Source organism: Actinomadura terrae (assembly GCF_022751215.1).
GTDB lineage: Bacteria > Actinomycetota > Actinomycetes > Streptosporangiales > Streptosporangiaceae > Spirillospora > Spirillospora terrae.
Map to the genome: position 1 here is coordinate 1,547,525 of NZ_JAICDG010000002.1, position 17,137 is coordinate 1,564,661.

Consider the following 17,137-nt stretch of genomic DNA (forward strand, 5'->3'; position numbering starts at 1 on the left):
GAGCGTGGGCAGTCTGTTCGTTGTCCCGGCCCCCGTGCGTTGCGCACACTCGGTGTCACAGCCCGCAGTCGCGCTGGAAGGGAGTCGATGCCTGTGGTGGTGGACGTCCCTGCCGTCCGGCGTACGAGCCCGCTCCCGCAGATGCTGGTCGTGACCGTGGGCGCCGTGCTCCTCAACCTGGCGATGACCGGGGCGCAGGACCACCTGCCCGCGAGCGGGCCCGAGGCGGCCGTGCCGAGCGGCCGGGGGATCGCCGCGTGGCTCGACTGGATGCTCGGCGACACCACCGAGGCGCAATTCTACAAGGCCTGGCTCGCGGGGGCGGGCCTGCTCGCGGCGGCGGCGGTCGCGCACCTGGCGGCGCGGCGGCGGTGGCGGGGCCGGGGCTTCGACATCGCCTACGGCACGGGGCTGTGGCCCTGGGCGCTGCTGGCGGCGGGCTGCGGCCTGCTGCTGTCGAACGCCCTCTGGGGCTGGACGCTGTCGGGCGGCGAGTGGCAGCCGACGTTCGTCCCGTTCGTGTCGGTCCCGCCCGCGATGGTGCTGATCTACGGCGGCGGCCTGCCGGTGGCGCTGACCTCGGGGGTGCTCGGGGCGCTGCTGGTGACGCCGGTGTCGCTGCTGCTGTGGCACTACCTCTGCCCGCCGCTCGACCTGCCGTCGGTGGTCGCGAACGTCGGCGGGATGTCGGTCGGCGCGCTGGCGGCCTTCTCCGTCGCGCGCCGCCTGCCCTGGATGCCCGCCCCGCCGCCCCCGGACGACCCCCGCACCGACCCGGCCGACCCGGCCGAGGAGGACCCGGCGCCGCGGCCCCGGCTGTGGCTGGTGCGGCGCGCGCTCGCCGACTTCAGCGAGGCCCAGTTCCACGGCAACGAGTGGGCGTCGGCGGGTCTGCTCGCCGGGCTCCTGGCCGCCTGGACGATCGACACGATGGGCCCCTCCTACAGCAGCGGCCTCGTCCCCGACCTGCTGACCGCCCAGATCCTCACGGCCGTCTGGGGTGTCTGGTTGCACGCCGGGCGGTGGGCGCGGTACGGCTGGTATCCGACGTTCGTTCCCGTCGTGTCGCTCGCCCCGGCGGCCGTCCTCGCCACCGGCGGCGGCTGGCGCGCGATCGTGCTGGCGGCCGCCGTGGGCGCGGCGGTCGGGCCTCCGCTGGCGCGGGCCATCGCCGTCCGGCTGCCCGCCGACTTCCATCCGTTCATAGGGAGTGTCATGTCGATGACCGTCATCAGCGCACTGGGGATTCCCGCGCTCACCTCGCTCGACTCGGCGGGTCTCGTATGAGCCGGACGGAGGTCCCCCGCCACCCGCTGCGCCTCGTGCGGGCGAGCCGCGTCATCACCATGGACGCGCCCGACGAGAAGGGCGGCGCCGACGCGTTCGTGATCCTGGGCGAACAGATCGTCGCGGTGGGCGACGCCCGCGACCTGAGCGAACGGTTTCCCGACGCCGAGACGGTCGACCTGGGCGGCGACGTGGTCGTGCCGGGGTTCAACGACGCGCACGCCCACCCGTCGCTGCTGGCCGACGGCGGCCTCTACGTCGATCTCGCGCCCACGGTGACGCGCAGCGCCGAGGAGGTGCGGCAAGCGCTGGCCGAGCGCGCGGCCCGCACCCCGGAGGGGGAGTGGGTCGTCGGCCACAACTTCGACGTCTCCCGCACCGAGGACGGCGGCGCCGTCGACCGCGCCCTCCTGGACCGGGTCTCCGCACGCCACCCCGTGCTGATCATCCACTACTCGTACCACGGCGCGGTCGCGGGCTCCGCCGCGCTGGCCGCCGCCGGATACGACGAGGACACCCCCGACCCCGTCGGCGGCGAGCTGGTCCGCGACGGCGGGCGGCTGACCGGCGTCGTCTGGGAGCGGGCCTGGATGGAGGGGTTCCTCGGGCACGGCTCGCGGCCCCCGCTCGTCCCGGCCCCGACGATGGAGGCGCGGGTCGAGTCGCTGCGGCGGGTGATCGGCGAGCTGAACGCGGCGGGGATCACCTCGATCTGCGACGCGATGGTCCACCCGGCCGACTGGAAGCTGTACCAGACCGCCCGCGACCAGGGCGCGCTCACCGCCCGGATCGGCATGCTGCTCTGGTACGAGTTCTTCGACCCGGCGCCGGGCCTGGGCCTGAACACCGGTTTCGGCGACGAGTGGCTACGGTTCACCGGCGTGAAGATGATGAGCGACGGCGCGGTCTCCGGCGGCACCTGCCTGTGCTCGCGGCCCTACCGGGGCGCCCAGGGCGAGCCGACCGGCGGCATCCAGGTCATGCCGGACGAGGAGATCGCCGACGTGATCCACCGGGTGCACGCGGCGGGCGCGAGGCTCGCCGTCCACGCCAACGGCGATCTCGCGATCGGCAAGGTGCTGGACGCGATGGAACGGGCCATCGCCGCGACGCCGCCGCGTCCCGGCCAGGCGCACCGCATCGAGCACTGCTCGGTGGTGGACGAGGGGCTCGTCCGCCGCATCCGGGACCTCGGCGTGGTGCCCGTCCCGTTCGGCGCGTTCGTCCGCTACCACGGGCGCAACCTGGTGGACCACTACGGCCCCGAGCGCGCGGCCCGGATCAGCCCGCACCGCACGTTCCGGAACGCGGGGATCACGGTCGCGGGCTCGTCCGACTACCCGTGCGGCCCGCTTGAGCCGCTGTACGCGCTCCAGTCGATGACGACCCGCCGCAGCCTGGACGGCACCGTCCTCGGCGAGGGGGAGCGGCTGACCCCGCGCGAGGCGCTGGAGGTCTACACGCTCGGGTCGGCCGCCGCGTCCGGCGAGGAGCATGTCAAGGGCCGTATCGCGCCCGGCTATCTGGCCGACTTCACGGTCCTCGCCGAGGACCCGCTGCGCGCCGACCCCGAGCGCCTGGCCGACATCCCCGTGACCGGCACCTGGGTCGGCGGCAGTCCCGTCTGGGAGAAGGGGAACTGACGATGGACGAGATCCTGGACGCCCCGATCCGCGAGCTGCGCGCCCGCTACGCCGACGGTGCCGTCTCCCCGGCGGAGGTCGTCGAGATGGCGCTCGACCGCGTCGCACGGGACCCGCTGAGCGCCATCGCCCACGTCCGCGCCGACGAGGCCCGCGCGGAGGCGGCGCGCGCGTCCGAGCGGCACGCCGCCGGGGCCCCGCTCGGCCCGCTGGACGGCGTGCCCGTCGCGGTCAAGGCCATGATCGCCATCGCGGGCATGCCGCAGGACGCGGGCTCGCGCGTCCTGGCTGGGGCGATCGCGCCGGAGGACGCGTCGGTGGTCGCCGCGCTGCGCCGCGCGGGCGCGGTCATCGTCGCCTCCACCACGCAGGACGAGTTCGCCCTCACCACGCTCGGCCCGGCCCGCAACCCGTTCGACCCCGCGCGCACGGCGGGCGGGTCCAGCGGCGGTTCGGCCGCGGCCGTCCGCGCCGGGATGTGCTTCGCCGCCCTCGGCACCGACACCGGCGGCAGCGTCCGCATCCCCGCCGCCTGCTGCGCGGTGGTCGGCCTCAAGCCCACCTACGGCCTCCTGCCCACCGAGGGGATCGTCCCGCTCGCCTGGTCGCTGGACCACGCCGGGCCGATCGGCCGCACCGTCGCCGACGTCGCCCTCACGCTGGACGCCCTGCTCGCCGGTTCCGGCGACACCGGTTCCGGTGACCCGGCGCACCTGCCGGGACGGCGGATCGGCGTCCCCACCGACGACTACCTGAGCGTCGTCGACCCGCACCTGTGCGACGACTTCACCACCGCGCTCGGCGCCGCCCGCGCCGCCGGGGCCGAGCTGGTCACCGTCGACCTTCCCGACCAGGAGGACGTCAAGGCCGTCCACTGGCCGGTCCTCTCCGCCGAGATGGCCGCCTACCACCGCCGCCGCTTCGGCGAGCCGGACGACCGCTACGGGACGGCGATGCGCGACGGCATCCTCGCGGGCGCCGGGGTGAAGACCGCCGACTACCTCGCCGCGCAGCGCGGCCGCCTCGTCCTGCGGTCCCGCCTCGACGAGATCCTCACCGGCGTGGACGCGATCGCCCTGCCCACCATGGCCATCGACCCGCCGCCCCTCGGCCGGACCGAGGTGGACCTGGCCGGGGCACCCGAGGACGCCGTGGCCGCGATGGTCCGGCTGACGTCCCTGGCCAACCACACCGGCCACCCGGCGGTGTCGGTCCCGGTGGGCACCGTCGCCCCGGGCCGCCCGTCCGGCGTCCAGCTCATCGCGCCCCACTACGGCGAGCGTGATCTCCTTTCCCTCGCCGCGGCCCTGGAGGCCCTGCGAAACTGAGGGCATGGCGGCAGGCGGTTCGGCGGGTGAACGGGGGCGGCGGGCGCGCGAGCAGGCGCTCGAACTGGCGCGGCGGTCGCGCGAGGCGTGGGCGGTGGCGGCGCGCTGGGAGGCGGGCGCCGAGGCCGAGCGGGTGGTCGCGGCCTCGCTCGTCAGCCTGACCGCCGTCGGCTGGCGGCTGCTGGTGGACCGGCACTGGCCGGGCACCCGCGCCGCGAACATCGACATGATCCTCGTCGGTCCCGGCGGCGTGTTCGTCATCGACGTCAAGCGCTGGCGCGAGCCGCCGGAGGTCGTGGACGACCATCTGACCACCGGCGGCGAGAACCGCGACGGGGAGCTGGCCAAGCTGCTGGCGATGACGCGGACGGCCGACGAGCAGGTCGCCGCGCTCGGCATGTCGCCGGTCGCGCTGCGCCCGCTCATGGTGTTCGCGGGGCACCGCCTCGACGTGCGCCTCGGCCGGGCTCGGCTGCTCGGCCATCCCGACCTCGTCCACGCGCTGGTCGCCGAACCGAAACGGCTGACCCCGGCGCTCGTGCGCATCGTCGGCGACCACCTGGCCCAGGCGTTCCCCGCCTACGAGTCCACCGCGTTGAAGGAAGGCACCGCGCCCGCCGACATGGCCGACGACGCCCTTTTCCAGACCGAGGACGTCGAGAAGGCCGCGATGGAATCGCTGCTGCACGCGCCGATCGAGCAGTGGATGACGTTTCTGGACTCCGACCAGGTGGCCCTCGCGCGCCGCGACTGGAGCGGGCCCGCGCGCATCACCGGCCCGGCCGGAACGGGAAAGACCGTCGTCGGGCTGCACCGCGCCGCCCATCTCGCCGGACGGACCTCGGGCCGCATCCTCTACGTCACGTTCGTCAACAATCTGCCGCGCGTGCAGAAGCAGCTCTTCGGACGGATGGCCTCCACCTTCGCCGACCGCGTCGAATTCCGCAGCCTGCACGGATGGGCGTCGGCGTTCCTCGCCGAACGCGGTGTCGCGCTGACGCTGAATCCGCCGCGCGCCGACGACGCGTTCTCGCGCGCGTGGGTGACGGTCGGCCGCGACAGCGCGCTCGCCGAGATCGACCCGAGCCCCGGATACTGGCGCGAGGAGATCGACCACGTCATCAAGGGACGCGGGCTGACCTCCCTGGAGGAGTACCGCACGGTCGCCCGGCACGGACGCCGTACCGCGCTCCAGCCCGCGCACCGCGAAGCCGCCTGGCTGCTCTACGAGGAATACGAGATGCTGCGCGAAGCGCGCGGCGTCGGCGACTTCAACGACGTGCTCTCCGCGGCCCTGGAAGAACTGCGCGAACGCCCCGCCGATCCGCCTTATTCCGCCGTCATCGTGGACGAGGTCCAAGACCTCACGCTGATCGGCGTCAGGCTGCTGCACGCCATTTCCGGCGACGGTCCGAACGGCCTGCTGCTGATCGGCGACGGTCAGCAGGCGGTCTATCCGGGCGGTTTCCGGCTCGCGGACGCGGGGATCGCCGTGAAAGGTCGAGGCGCCGTCCTGCGCACCAACTACCGGAACGCCGCGCGCATCCTAGAAGCGGCGATGGAGGTCGTTTCCGACGACCCCTTCGACGACCTCGACGGCCCCAACCCGAACGGTCGCCGCACGGTCGATCTCACCTATCACGAAGGAGAGGTCCTCCGGGTGGACGCGGCCGACGAGGAGGACCACGACCGCCGCCTCATCGAGGCGATCAGGGCCCTGCCCGAACGCGACGGCGGCGGCGCCACCGCGCTCGCCGACTCGGTGGTCCTGTGCCGCTCGCTCCGCGAGATCGAGCAGTACCACCGCCTGTTCGCCCGCGAGGGGATCCCCGTCCTGCGCCTGGAGAGCTACGACGGCCGCCCGGTCGAGGCGATCAAACTCGGCACCTACCGCCGCGCCAAGGGCCTCGAATTCAAGAACGTCTTTCTCCCGCATTTCGACAACGACCTTTCGCCGGAAAGGGACGCGGGAGCCGCCGAGCGGGAACGCGCGGAACTGGCCCGCCGCCAGTTGTTCGTCGCGATGACGCGCGCCCGCGACCTGCTCTGGCTCGGCTGTGCCGACAAGTCCCACGAAAACGGGCGAACGGCGGGCAACGCGGAGCTATAGTGCACGGCGATAGGGGTGGGCCGAAACAGCGGTTCACGGCAACCCGCGAGCGAGAGGCAGGATCCCCCGACATGCCGGACGCCGGACAACGCCCCGACCAGCAGGAACCGATCGACCAGACCGACCTGCAAACCGACCGGCCCCATTCGGCGCGGGTCTACGACTACATCATGGGCGGCAAGGACAACTTCGTCGCCGACCGGGAGACCGCCGCCACCGTCCTCGCCGACTGGCCGGGCCTGCGCACCTCCATGCTCGCCAACCGCGCCTGCATGCACCGCATGGCCCGCCACCTCGCCGACCAGGGGATACGGCAGTTCATCGACGTCGGCACCGGCATCCCGTCCTCGCCGAACCTGCACGAGGTCGTGCAGGAGGCGGCCCCGGACGCGCGGGTCGTCTACGTCGACAACGACCCGATCGTCCTGGCCCACGCGCGGGCGCTGCTGGCCAGCTCACCGGAGGGCCGCACCGCCTACATCCAGGCCGACATGCGCTCGCCTGGAACGCTCCTCGACGACCCCGCGCTCGCCGCGACCCTCGACCTGACCCGCCCGGTCGCGCTCACGCTGATCGCCGTCCTCCAGTTCGTGGAGGACGCGCAGGCGCTGGTGGAGGCGCTCGTCGCGCCGCTCCCGTCCGGCAGCTACCTCGCGCTCACGATCCCCACCGGCGACCTCGCGCCCGAGTCCGCGCACCTCGCCGCCGAGTACACCCGCCGCGGCATCCCCATGTACCTGCGCGACCGCGCGCAGGTGGAACGCCTGATCGCCGGGCTGGAACCGGTGGCACCGGGCGTCGTCCCGATGCCGCGCTGGCACCCCGCCCCCGGCGAGGAGATCCTGCCCGACACCGCCACCAACATGTACGCCGTCGCCGCCCGCAAGCCGTAACCGATGTGCGCCCGGCCGATTGCCGGGCATGAATGCATCGCGGCCATCGAAACAGCCGAAACGCGGGAGAGCTCCGAAATGCGCGGCAGCGGCATCACCCCATCGCAGATTCCCGGGCCGTCCGCGGAGGGCGACGGCGCGCAGGCCATCGTGGCCGCCGGTGGGCTGCACAACTACCAGCTCGGCCTGCACGCCGAGTACGGGCCCGTGGTGCGCTTCCCCCTCCCCGGCGCGGGCCTCGCGGTGTCGGTCGCCGACCCGGTGCTGCTGGAGGCCACCGCGAAGATCAACAAGCGGCCGGAGCGGCTGTTCGAGTTCCTCGCCCCGCTCCAGGAGGCGGGCAACCTGCAAACGCTCCCGGCCGACGAGCACGGCCCGTGGCGCCGCGTGATGCTGTCGGTGCTGGCCGGACGCCCCTCCCACGAGGCCCACTTCGCGCACTTCACCGCCCTCGCGACCGACCTGGCCGACCACTGGGAGACCCGCGCCGCGTCCGGCCCTGCTGCTGGTGGGGGGACGACCCCCCACACCCCCCGGAACGGCACTATCACCTCCCAGAAGGACCTGAGCGAACTCTCCCTACGCATGATCTGCCGCTACTCCCTCGGCAGCGGCCTCACGCCCGAGGAGTCCGGACGCGTCGTCTCCGCCTTCGAGGCCGTCCTCACCGAGTACCTGGGCCGCCTCTACCAGCCGGACGCCCCCGACACCTCCGACGCCGCCGACGAGGGCCTCGCCTACCTGCGCGCGACCGTCGACAGGGTCCTCGCGGCCCACCGCGAGAGCACCGGCCGCAGCGACATGATCGCCGCGCTGGTCGAGTCGGGCGAGTCCCCGGCGCGCATCCGCGACTCGGTGCTGATGACCATGCTCGCCGCCCACCACACGACGGGCGTCGCGATCTCCTGGGTGCTCTACACGCTGGCTCAGCACCCGGACATCGCCGGACGTGTCGCCGCCGAACTCGACAATGTCCTCGGCGACCGCGCCGTCCCCGAATACGCCGACCTGAAGAAACTGAAGTACCTCGACCGGGTCCTCAGAGAAACAATGCGCCTGTACCCGCCGGGCCCCTACGGAGCCCGAGAGGCCACCGAAGACCTCACAATCGGCGACTACGAAATTCCGGCCGGGACGACCATCTTCTACCCCTTCTGGGCCGTCCACCTCAACCCCCGATACTGGCCGGACCCGCACGTGTTCGACCCCGACCGGTTCACCCCCGAGGCGTCGGCGGGCCGCCCCCAGCTCGCCTACATCCCGTTCGGAATCGGCCCCCGCAGCTGCGAGGGCGCCGCCCTCGCGATGGTCGAGGCGGAACTCGTCCTCGCCGTCCTGCTGAAGCGATTCGAGTTCCGCCTCGCCCCAGGCCACACGGTGACCCCCACAGAACGCTTCGTCCTATGGGCGGCCAACGACATCCACCTGGACCTCACCCCCCGGGCGCGTCCGCATTAGGCCAGCGGCATAGGTCATCCAGACGCCCACGGCCCGCGAACAGGAGGGAGAACGAGACCGAACACGGGGGCCGCATCATGGGGGACTTGTTCAAGCTGCTGGAGAGCCGGGTGGGCGCCAACGCGCGGCGCGCCGTCGAGATCTACGCGCGTGAGGTGCCCGAGTTCCGCGCCGTGGCCGCCGACGCCTCGGCGCGGGAGGCGCTCGTGGAGTTCTCGGTGCTGCTGCGGCGCCGGACCGTCGAACTGGCCGTCGACGAAATGCCCCTGAGCAGCGACGATTTAGCGGCCATCGCCGCCGCCGGACGCGAACGCGCCCTGGCCGGGATGTCCCTGAAGGCCCACGACCACGTCCTCGGCCTGCACTCGGCCCTGGCGGTGCAGGAGCTGCACGAGGCGGCCGGGCCGGGCGAGGCGGACGCGCTCATGCGGCTCCTCGGCTGGCTCGGCCCCCAGGGCACGGCGGCCAAGGACGCCTACACCCACGGATTCCTGGACGGGCAGAGGAACGTCCTGACCTTCGCCCACCGCGTCCAGCAGCTCGCCGAGGCGCTGCTGACCGGCGACCCGGTCGCGTCCGGGCTGGCCGAGGTCCTCGGCCTCCCGCTCGCCGCCGGCTACACGGTGACGGTCGTCCGGATCGCCGGACGCGGCCCCGACACGCCCGCGGCGGAACGCCAGAAGATCGTCGGTGCCCTGACCGCCGAGCACCGGGTGCCGTTGCGGTGGCGCGAGCCGCTCGAAGTCGTCGCGCTCGTCCCCGGCGACACCGCGCAGGCCCGCGTCCGGCGGAGTGCGCTCGACTTCGCCCGCGCGGTGGCGGGCGCGGTCGGGCGGCCCTGCGCCGTCGGGGCGTCGAGCGCGCGCCGGCACGCGCTGCCCGACGCGCTGGCGATGGCGCGGCGGATCGCCGAGGCCGCGCCGCTGCGCGCCGTCCCGCGCGAGGTCAGCACGCTCCAGGACGTCTTCGTCGAGCTCGGCGCCGGACGGCTGCCCGAGGTCGAGCGCTGGCTGCGCCAGGTGGCCCAGCAGCTCGCGCGCGGCCCCGACCTGGTCACCACCCTCGACGCCTACTACCGGCACGACATGAACCGGCTGGCCACCGCGTCCCACCTGCACATCCATCCCCGCACCGTCGACTACCGGCTGCACCGGGCGCGCGAGCTGACCGGCATCGCGCCCGCCACCGCGCACGGCGTGCGCGTGCTGACCGCGGCGGTGGCGCGCGTGCTGGCCGTCAACCCGTGACGCCCGGCGGCCGGTCAGCGCGTGATGGCCGCGATGATCCGCGGACGCAGCTCGGCGGCACCGATCACCGCGTCCACCGAGCCGACCTCGACCGCGCGCCGGATGTCGTGGACGCGGTCGAACTCCGCCGCGACCTCGTTGAGCTTCTCCGTCCGGACGGACGAGCGCAGCTCGTCCAGCTCGGCGGTCAGCGTCGCGCGCTCGGCGCCGGACGCGGCCGTGACCCGGCCCTCCAGGTCCCGGACGCGGGGGTCGGCGGCCGTGCGGGCGTTGACCTCCCCGGCGAACACCGCCGCCGCGGCGGGCGCCCCGCCGAGCACGGACGCGAACGAGCCCTCCAGCGCGAGCACGGTCATGTTCGGGTTCAGCGCCTTGGAGAACACCACGAACGCGCCGCCGTGGTACCGCGAGATCACGCAGAACACGATGGGCCCGCGGAAGTTCACGATCGCGCGGCCGATCTCCGCGCCGTACTCCAGCTGGAGCTTGCGCATCGACTCCGGCGACCCGTCGAAGCCCGACAGGTTCGCCAGCACCACCAGCGGACGGTTGCCGCTGGCCGCGTTGATCGCGCGGGCGGCCTTCTTCGACGACTGCGGGAACAGCGTGCCCGCCGTGTAGCTGTCGGGCCCGTCGGTGGGCGGGAAGCCGCGCCGGGGCACCGCCTGCGACTCGATGCCGAGCAGGCAGGCGGGCTGCCCGCCGAGGTGGACGTCCTGCACGACCGCCGTCTCGGCGTCGGCCATGCCCGCCCAGCGCTCCAGCACCGGGTGGTCCTGGTCCGACAGCGCCCGCATGACGGTCCGGATGTCGAACGGCTTCTTGCGGTCCGGGTTGGCCTCGGCGGAGAAGATCTCCCCGACCGTGGCGAAGTCGCTGCCCGCCACCGTGTGCGGGAAGGACGACACGTCCCGGTCGACGGGGTCGGTAGTGCTCGCCCGGCGCGGCCCGTCCTCCCCAGGCGCAACATAAGTGTGGTCGTAATGCGCCATGAGAACATCCCGCGCGGCGGCCAGGTTCGGCGCCCAGTACTGCGCCTGCCCGTTCGGCCCCATCACGCGGTCGTAGCCGCCGATGCCGAAGTTGTCCTCCGCCGACACGCCGCCGGAGAAGTCGAGCGCCTGCTTGCCGGTCAGCACCATCGCCGAGTCCGGCGTCATCACGAGGATGCCCTTGGTGTGCATGAGCATCGTCGCCTCGGCGTTCCAGTACGGCTGCGCGCCGACGTTGATGCCCGCGACGACGATGTTGATCTCGCCGCCGTCCTGGGTGAACTCGACGATCCGCTTGAGCGCGGCGGCGACCCAGTCCATGTTCTCGGTGCCGGACTCCATCGAGACCCGGGCGCCCGACGACAGCGCGTACCACTCCAGCGGCACCCGCATCCGCTCGGCGAGGTCCAGCGCGCCGATCACGCGGCGGCACTCCGGCTCCGACAGCGCGCCGAGCGACTTGGTCGGGTCGCCGAGCAGCACGACCCGGCTGACGCCCTGCGGGTGCCGCGCGGTCCGCGTCGTGACGACGCCCGCGACCATCGCGGCCGTGTTGCGCCCCTTCGGACGGTCCACCGGCACCAGCGCGTGCGTCTCGTCGAGGTCGTGCTCGACGAAGTCGCCGAGCAGCCCCACCAGCTCGTACGGGTAGACGGTGTTGCGGCTGCTCGCGCGCAGCACCTTCTGCCGGTAGCCGTCGATCGGCTCGACCGGCGCGTCGGACGGCGCGCCGATGTGCAGTTCGCTGCGTCCGGCCGCGTCGAAGGTGACCCGGACGGCGATCTTGCGCAGCTCCCCGGTCCGCTCGTGGCGGTGCCGGGCGATGAACAGCATCTCCTCCAGGCCCGCGCCCGCCGCCGTCGGCAGCACGCGCTCGGCGATCGTCTCCAGCTCGGCGCGGGTCATGTGGCTCGGCGGCCACACGTAGATGACGACGCGGTTGGTGGGGAACAGCTTCTTGGACGGCCGCCGCGACCGCGCCCGCCGGATCGAGTCCAGGCACGCGGCGATGGTGTCCTCCGCGGTCGGCAGCGCGACGAGCCTGCCGTCCAGGTCGCGCAGCTCGGTCAGGTCGCGGACCTGCGCGAACGCCACGAGCCTGTCGTCGGACGGGTTGCCCCGCGCCACCGCCTGGAACAGGTAGACCTCCTCGTCGGAGGACGGCAGCCGGGTCAGGTCGAACTCGCTCAGCCGCTCGATCTGCATCCGGTGCGCGATGTAGGGGTGCAGGCCCCGGATCAGCCGCTCCTCGACCATCCCGCCCTCGGACGGGCGGAACGTGAAGTGGTGGTGCATCACGGCGCCGCCGCTGCCCGCGACGGTCGCGGTCACCCGCCGGACCGGCTCCGGCAGCGGGTGGGCGTCGATGACCTCCTGCAACGCCTCCGCCATCGCGCCGAAGTCCTCCGGCTGCCGCTCCCAGGCGAGGTAGATGTCGGCGTCGATGGCCTCCTCGCCGCGCGCCAGCTCGGCGAGGCCGTCCAGCGCGCCGCCGAGGGCCTCGAAGCCCACCGCCGCCGACACCACGGCCGAGCCCGCGCGCTCGGCGACGACGAACGTGCAGCCCGCGGCCTCCCGCGTCCGGACGCCGGTGATCCCCTTGTTGCCGTAGTAGCGGCGGGTCAGCACCTCCAGCAGGATCGAGTTGTCCCGGCCGTCGCGGCCGAGGCGCTGGCCGAGCAGCCGCACGAGCGGCTCGGTGCTGCGGACCATCTCGGCGATGCGCTCGCCGCGCTCCGGCGCGTCGGGGTTGGCGTCCAGGTGCCGCAGGTGCTTGCGGACCTCGGCGTAGACGCGGGCGCGGTTGCGGCGCAGCAGCGGCTGCGCGAACCAGGCGAACACCACGCCGCGCGCGAGGTCGCAGACGACGGGGAAGCGCACCTGCGTCGCCGCGACCAGCCGCTCCAGCGCGAGGCCCACGTCCTCGCGCAGCGTCAGGTCGGGCGGCGGCTCCCGCAGCCACGCCCGCAGCAGCGCCACGATCACCGCCGTGTCGGCGGCGGCGCGCTGCTGCGACAGGAAGATCCGGAACACCGCCGCGTCCAGCTCGGGGGAGCGCTCCAGCTCGGTCACGCCGTAGTGGCCGAGCGCCTTGGCGAGCTTGGCCTGGAACGCCTCCGGCAGCCCGGCCCGCTCGACGTCCAGGCTCTGGAGGTAGGTGTGGAAGTACTCGCGGGCGCTGTGCACGTGGCCGCCGTCGGTGCCGTCGCCGCTCACGGGCCGGTCGCGGCCCAGCTCGGCGAGGTCGGCGAACACGTCGACCAGGCGCAGCTCCCCGAGCAGCGGCTGGTGCCCGTTCCGCTCGGCGGCCTTGCGCGCGTCGAGGTAGTCGTCCAGGACGCGGCGCTCGTCATGCGGGTCCACGTCGAAGCCCAGCAACAGGCTGCGCAGGTCCTCCTGGCCGCGGACGGCGCGGACCCGCGCCGGGACCTCCTCGGGCGCGGCGGGCAGTTCCAGCTCGACGGTCGGCCCTTCCGCGGCCGCCTCGTCCTGCGCGCCGTCGGCGAGCGGCTCCAGCCGCAGCAGCGGCGCGCCGGTCTCGACCTGGCTCCCGACGGACACGACGCATTCCTTCAGCCGCGCCCGGAACGGCGCGCGCAGCACCGTCTCCATCTTCATGCTCTCCAGCACCAGCACCGGCGCGCCCGCCTCGACCTCGTCGCCCGCCTTCAACGGCGTCGCGACGACCAGCGCGGGCGCGGGGGAGCGGACGACGCCGCCCTCGTCCCGGCTGACGCGGTGCGCCACCCCGTCGACCTCGACGAGGTGGATCGGCCCGTGCGTGCCGGTCAGCAGCCGGTACCGGACGCCGTTCACGGCGATCTGCCCGGTGTGCTTGCTGAAGCGGTCGAGCTCCACGTCGGCGGTGCGGACGTCCTCGCCCACGTCGAAGCCGACCCGGAACCGGTGCGCGCCGACCCGCGCCACGCGCAGCCGGTAGGAGACGCCGCGCAGCTTGAGGTCCAGCGGGCGGCCGCTCTCGTGCCGCGCCTGCGGGCGCCCGCCGGACGCCGTCGACAGCAGCCGCTGCCGCTCGGCGCGCTCCTCCTCCTCGTACGCCTCGATCGCGGCGGCGGCCAGCGCGACCGCCGAGTGCCGGTGCGAGACCAGCCCGCCCTCGCCGCGGACGCGGTCGATCCAGCCGGTGTCGGCGCTGCCGTCGATCACCTCGGGCCGGTCGAGCAGGTCGAGCACGAAGCTCTTGTTGGTCGCGCCGCCCTCGATGATCACGGTGGTCTCGGTCATCGCGCGGCGCAGCCGGCCGAGCGCCTCGTCCCGGTCCCGGCCGTAGGCGATGATCTTCGCGATCATCGAGTCGAAGTCGGCGGGGATCGTGTCGCCCTCGCGGACCCCGGTGTCCACCCGGACGCCGGGCCCGGCGGGCAGGTCGAGCCGCGCGATGCGGCCGGGGGAGGGGGCGAAGTCGCGGTCGGGGTCCTCGGCGTTCAGCCGCGCCTCGACGGCGTGCCCGCGCTCGACCGGCGGCTCGCCTTCGAGCCGTCCGCCGGACGCCACGTGCAGCTGGGCCTTGACCAGGTCGAACCCGGTGGTGGACTCGGTGATCGGGTGCTCGACCTGGAGCCGGGTGTTGACCTCCAGGAACGCGAACAGCCGCTCGCCGGGGTGGTAGAGGAACTCCACGGTCGCCGCGCCCCGGTAGCCGACCGCGAGCGCCAGCCGCTCGGCCGAGGACTTCAGCTCCGCCGCCTGCTCGGCGCTCAGCACCGGCGAGGCCGACTCCTCGATGACCTTCTGGTTGCGCCGCTGCACCGAGCAGTCGCGGACGCCGAGCGCCCACGCCGTCCCCTGCCCGTCGGCGATCACCTGGACCTCGACGTGCCGCGCGCCGGTGACCAGGCGCTCCAGGAACACGACGCCGCTGCCGAACGCCCGCGCGGCCTCCTGGCCGGTGCGCTCGTAGGCGTCCTCCAGCCCGGCCGGGTTCGTGACGACGCGGATGCCGCGCCCGCCGCCGCCCGCCGTCGCCTTCAGCATCAGCGGGTAGCCGATCTCGGATGCCTTGGCCAGCGCGTCCTCCAGCGTCTCGACCGCCCCGCGGCTCCACGGCGCGACCGGGACCCCGACCTCCTCGGCGATCAGCTTCGCGCCGATCTTGTCGCCGAGCTTGCGCATCGCCTCCGGGCTCGGGCCGACGAACCTCACCCCGACCCGCTCGCACAGCTCCGCGAACGCCGGGTCCTCGGCGACGAAGCCCCAGCCGACCCAGGCCGCGTCCGCGCCGGACTCCACCAGCGCGCGCTCCAGCACCTTCAGGTCGAGGTACGGACGCGCGGACGCGGGCCCGAGATCGTAGGACCGGTCGGCCTCCCGCACGAACGCCGCCGCGCGGTCGACGTCGGTGTGCAGGGCGACGGTCTCGATCCGGGTCCCGGTCTCCGCGGCGATGTCCCGTACTGCGTGGATGAGCCGCATGGCGGCCTCACCACGGTTGACGATGGCGACACGACTGAACACCGTCCGAGCCCTCCTCTAGACCACCGATGTGCGCGCCGTGGACACGGTCGGCCCCGGCCATGCTCACCCTTCCGCCTCCGGCCCGGCTGCGCCATGCCGCTGAGGGGGCAGGCTGAGCGCCCCCAGTTTGTGGGAAACATCCAAAAGCCGCCGCCCACCTGCACGCCCTCCGAGCATGCGCCACCCCGCCAGCGGCAACCTTGTCCCCACCTATAGCCCCCACCCTGACCAGGCGAAACGCCCGCCCACCACGCGGTATCCGAAGCTCCGATCAAGAAACCACCCCTCCGCTGGTAACCACACGCAACCAATGAATCACGCTCCGCGTCCACTCCCGTCCAGACTTCCGACTCGCACGCCGACCCGCCCGCCGAGGACGCTTTTCGCCCCGGAGGGCATAACCGCTGAGCTATCCCCAGAATGGTCGAAGCGGTCTCAAAAACGCCCAGTCAAATACCGCCTAAGCTCGCCCGGGCGCAAACATTGACAATTGCCGTTACAAGGCTGGTCACTTATCAACGAATCTCGGCAGGACGCGAGCTGGTCCGGCCCCTGATCTGCGCTGGTCTATTACGATGCGAATCGACGGCGCCCAATTGGCCCTTGCCCGCTATTCGGAGCGGCGGCTATCGTATAGCAAATCCGATAGGAAGATTTCCTAGCGGACGAAAGCAATGCCCCGCCCCCCGCTCCCCGCTCCCCGCCATGGACGAGGTCGCCGACGGAAGTCACGGCTCCCACCGTCCAGGATCACATGGCTCCGCAGGCCATGCCCGACCGCCCACCCCTAGCCCGGGCGGTCGCGACGAAAGCCCGCCTCCAGGGCCCGGAGGCGGCGTTCGTCTCCTGAGCGAACCCGCCATCGCGGGGTCGCGTACCCGCCCTGCTCCGGTCCCGAGAGCAAGGGCTGGGGGTCGTCGGCGGCATGACGCCGATTGGAGAAACTGCCATGCGCAAGCTGATGCAAGCGACGCTGGGCGCGTGCGCCCTCGCCCTTGCGATGGGTGGCGCGACCGCCGCGAACGCGGCCCAGCCCCCCGCCCCCAGCGGTCCCGCGCCCATCATCGGCGGGCACAACGCGACTGAGACCTACCCCTGGATGGTGGCGCTCAGCAACGGCTGCGGCGGCAGCCTCGTCGCTCCCCAGTGGATCGTGACGGCGAACCACTGCGGCTCCGCGTCCTCGGGCCGGATCGGCTCGAACAGCAAGAGCTCCGGCGGCGAGGTCCGCTCGATCGACCGGCGGACCACCCGCTCGGGCACCGACCTCACGCTGATGCACCTGTCCACGCCCGCGACGGGCACGCCGGTGAAGATGGCGCAGAGCCAGCCCGCCGCGAACACCCCCGTCCGGCTGCTGGGCTTCGGCTGCATGAGCTGGCCGAGCTGCCGTAACGCCACCACGCTCCAGGAGATCGACCTGACCATCCTGCCGAGCGGCAACTGCGCGGCCGGCGGCGGCACCGCGAACGACGTCTGCGTCTCGGGCGACCGCGGCCACTCCGCCTGCCACGGCGACTCCGGCGGCCCGGCGGTCACCGGCTCCAGCGGCAACTGGACGCTCGTCGGCGAGACCCACGGCCCGGGCGACAACCGCGGCGAGTGCGCGACCACCACGCTCTACACCGGCATCGCGCCGTACCTGTCCTGGATCAACCAGCAGATCGGCAAGTGACGCAGGCTCCCCTCCTACCCGCAGGAGT

General features: G+C 73.3%; 9 protein-coding genes. 8 read left to right on the plus strand and 1 reads right to left on the minus strand.

All coding sequences use genetic code 11. From position 1 onward, the window contains the following. Positions 1–87 precede the first annotated feature (87 nt). The 7 genes from K2F47_RS17080 to K2F47_RS17110 all read left to right on the plus strand — a co-directional run bounded on the left by K2F47_RS17080 (position 88) and on the right by K2F47_RS17110 (position 9,966). A complete protein-coding gene (locus K2F47_RS17080; protein WP_242904374.1) occupies positions 88–1,287 on the plus strand; it encodes a hypothetical protein in 1,200 nt (399 codons plus the stop codon). After that, on the plus strand, positions 1,284–2,930 hold the full coding sequence (locus K2F47_RS17085) for an amidohydrolase (protein WP_242904376.1): 1,647 nt from the start codon (positions 1,284–1,286) through the stop codon (positions 2,928–2,930). The genes K2F47_RS17080 and K2F47_RS17085 overlap by 4 nt, the downstream gene beginning before the upstream one ends. A gap of 2 nt (positions 2,931–2,932) precedes the next feature. Next, entirely contained in the window at positions 2,933–4,258 is a 1,326-nt protein-coding gene (locus K2F47_RS17090; protein ID WP_242904378.1) for an amidase, read from the plus strand. A gap of 4 nt (positions 4,259–4,262) precedes the next feature. Continuing rightward, the gene (locus K2F47_RS17095; protein WP_242904380.1) at positions 4,263–6,368 is read left to right on the plus strand and encodes a nuclease-related domain-containing DEAD/DEAH box helicase; all 2,106 of its coding nucleotides are present in this window, start codon (positions 4,263–4,265) and stop codon (positions 6,366–6,368) included. A 71-nt stretch (positions 6,369–6,439) separates the two neighbouring features. Further along, entirely contained in the window at positions 6,440–7,261 is an 822-nt protein-coding gene (locus tag K2F47_RS17100; protein ID WP_242904382.1) for an SAM-dependent methyltransferase, read from the plus strand. A 78-nt stretch (positions 7,262–7,339) separates the two neighbouring features. Beyond that, on the plus strand, positions 7,340–8,719 hold the full coding sequence (locus K2F47_RS17105; RefSeq protein WP_242904384.1) for a cytochrome P450: 1,380 nt from the start codon (positions 7,340–7,342) through the stop codon (positions 8,717–8,719). Between the two features lie 77 nt (positions 8,720–8,796). Beyond that, positions 8,797–9,966: a PucR family transcriptional regulator gene (locus tag K2F47_RS17110; RefSeq protein WP_242904386.1), complete on the plus strand. Its 1,170-nt coding sequence runs from the start codon at positions 8,797–8,799 to the stop codon at positions 9,964–9,966. Positions 9,967–9,980: 14 nt separating this feature from the next. On the opposite strand, the gene K2F47_RS17115 is transcribed toward K2F47_RS17110, so the two are convergent. Continuing rightward, on the minus strand, positions 9,981–15,434 hold the full coding sequence (locus K2F47_RS17115) for an ATP-binding protein (protein ID WP_242904388.1): 5,454 nt from the start codon (positions 15,432–15,434) through the stop codon (positions 9,981–9,983). Between the two features lie 949 nt (positions 15,435–16,383). On the opposite strand from K2F47_RS17115, the gene K2F47_RS17120 reads away from it, so the two are divergent. After that, positions 16,384–17,109, plus strand: coding sequence for a S1 family peptidase (locus K2F47_RS17120; protein ID WP_242904396.1), 726 nt, complete (start codon positions 16,384–16,386; stop codon positions 17,107–17,109). Positions 17,110–17,137: the final 28 nt, after the last annotated feature.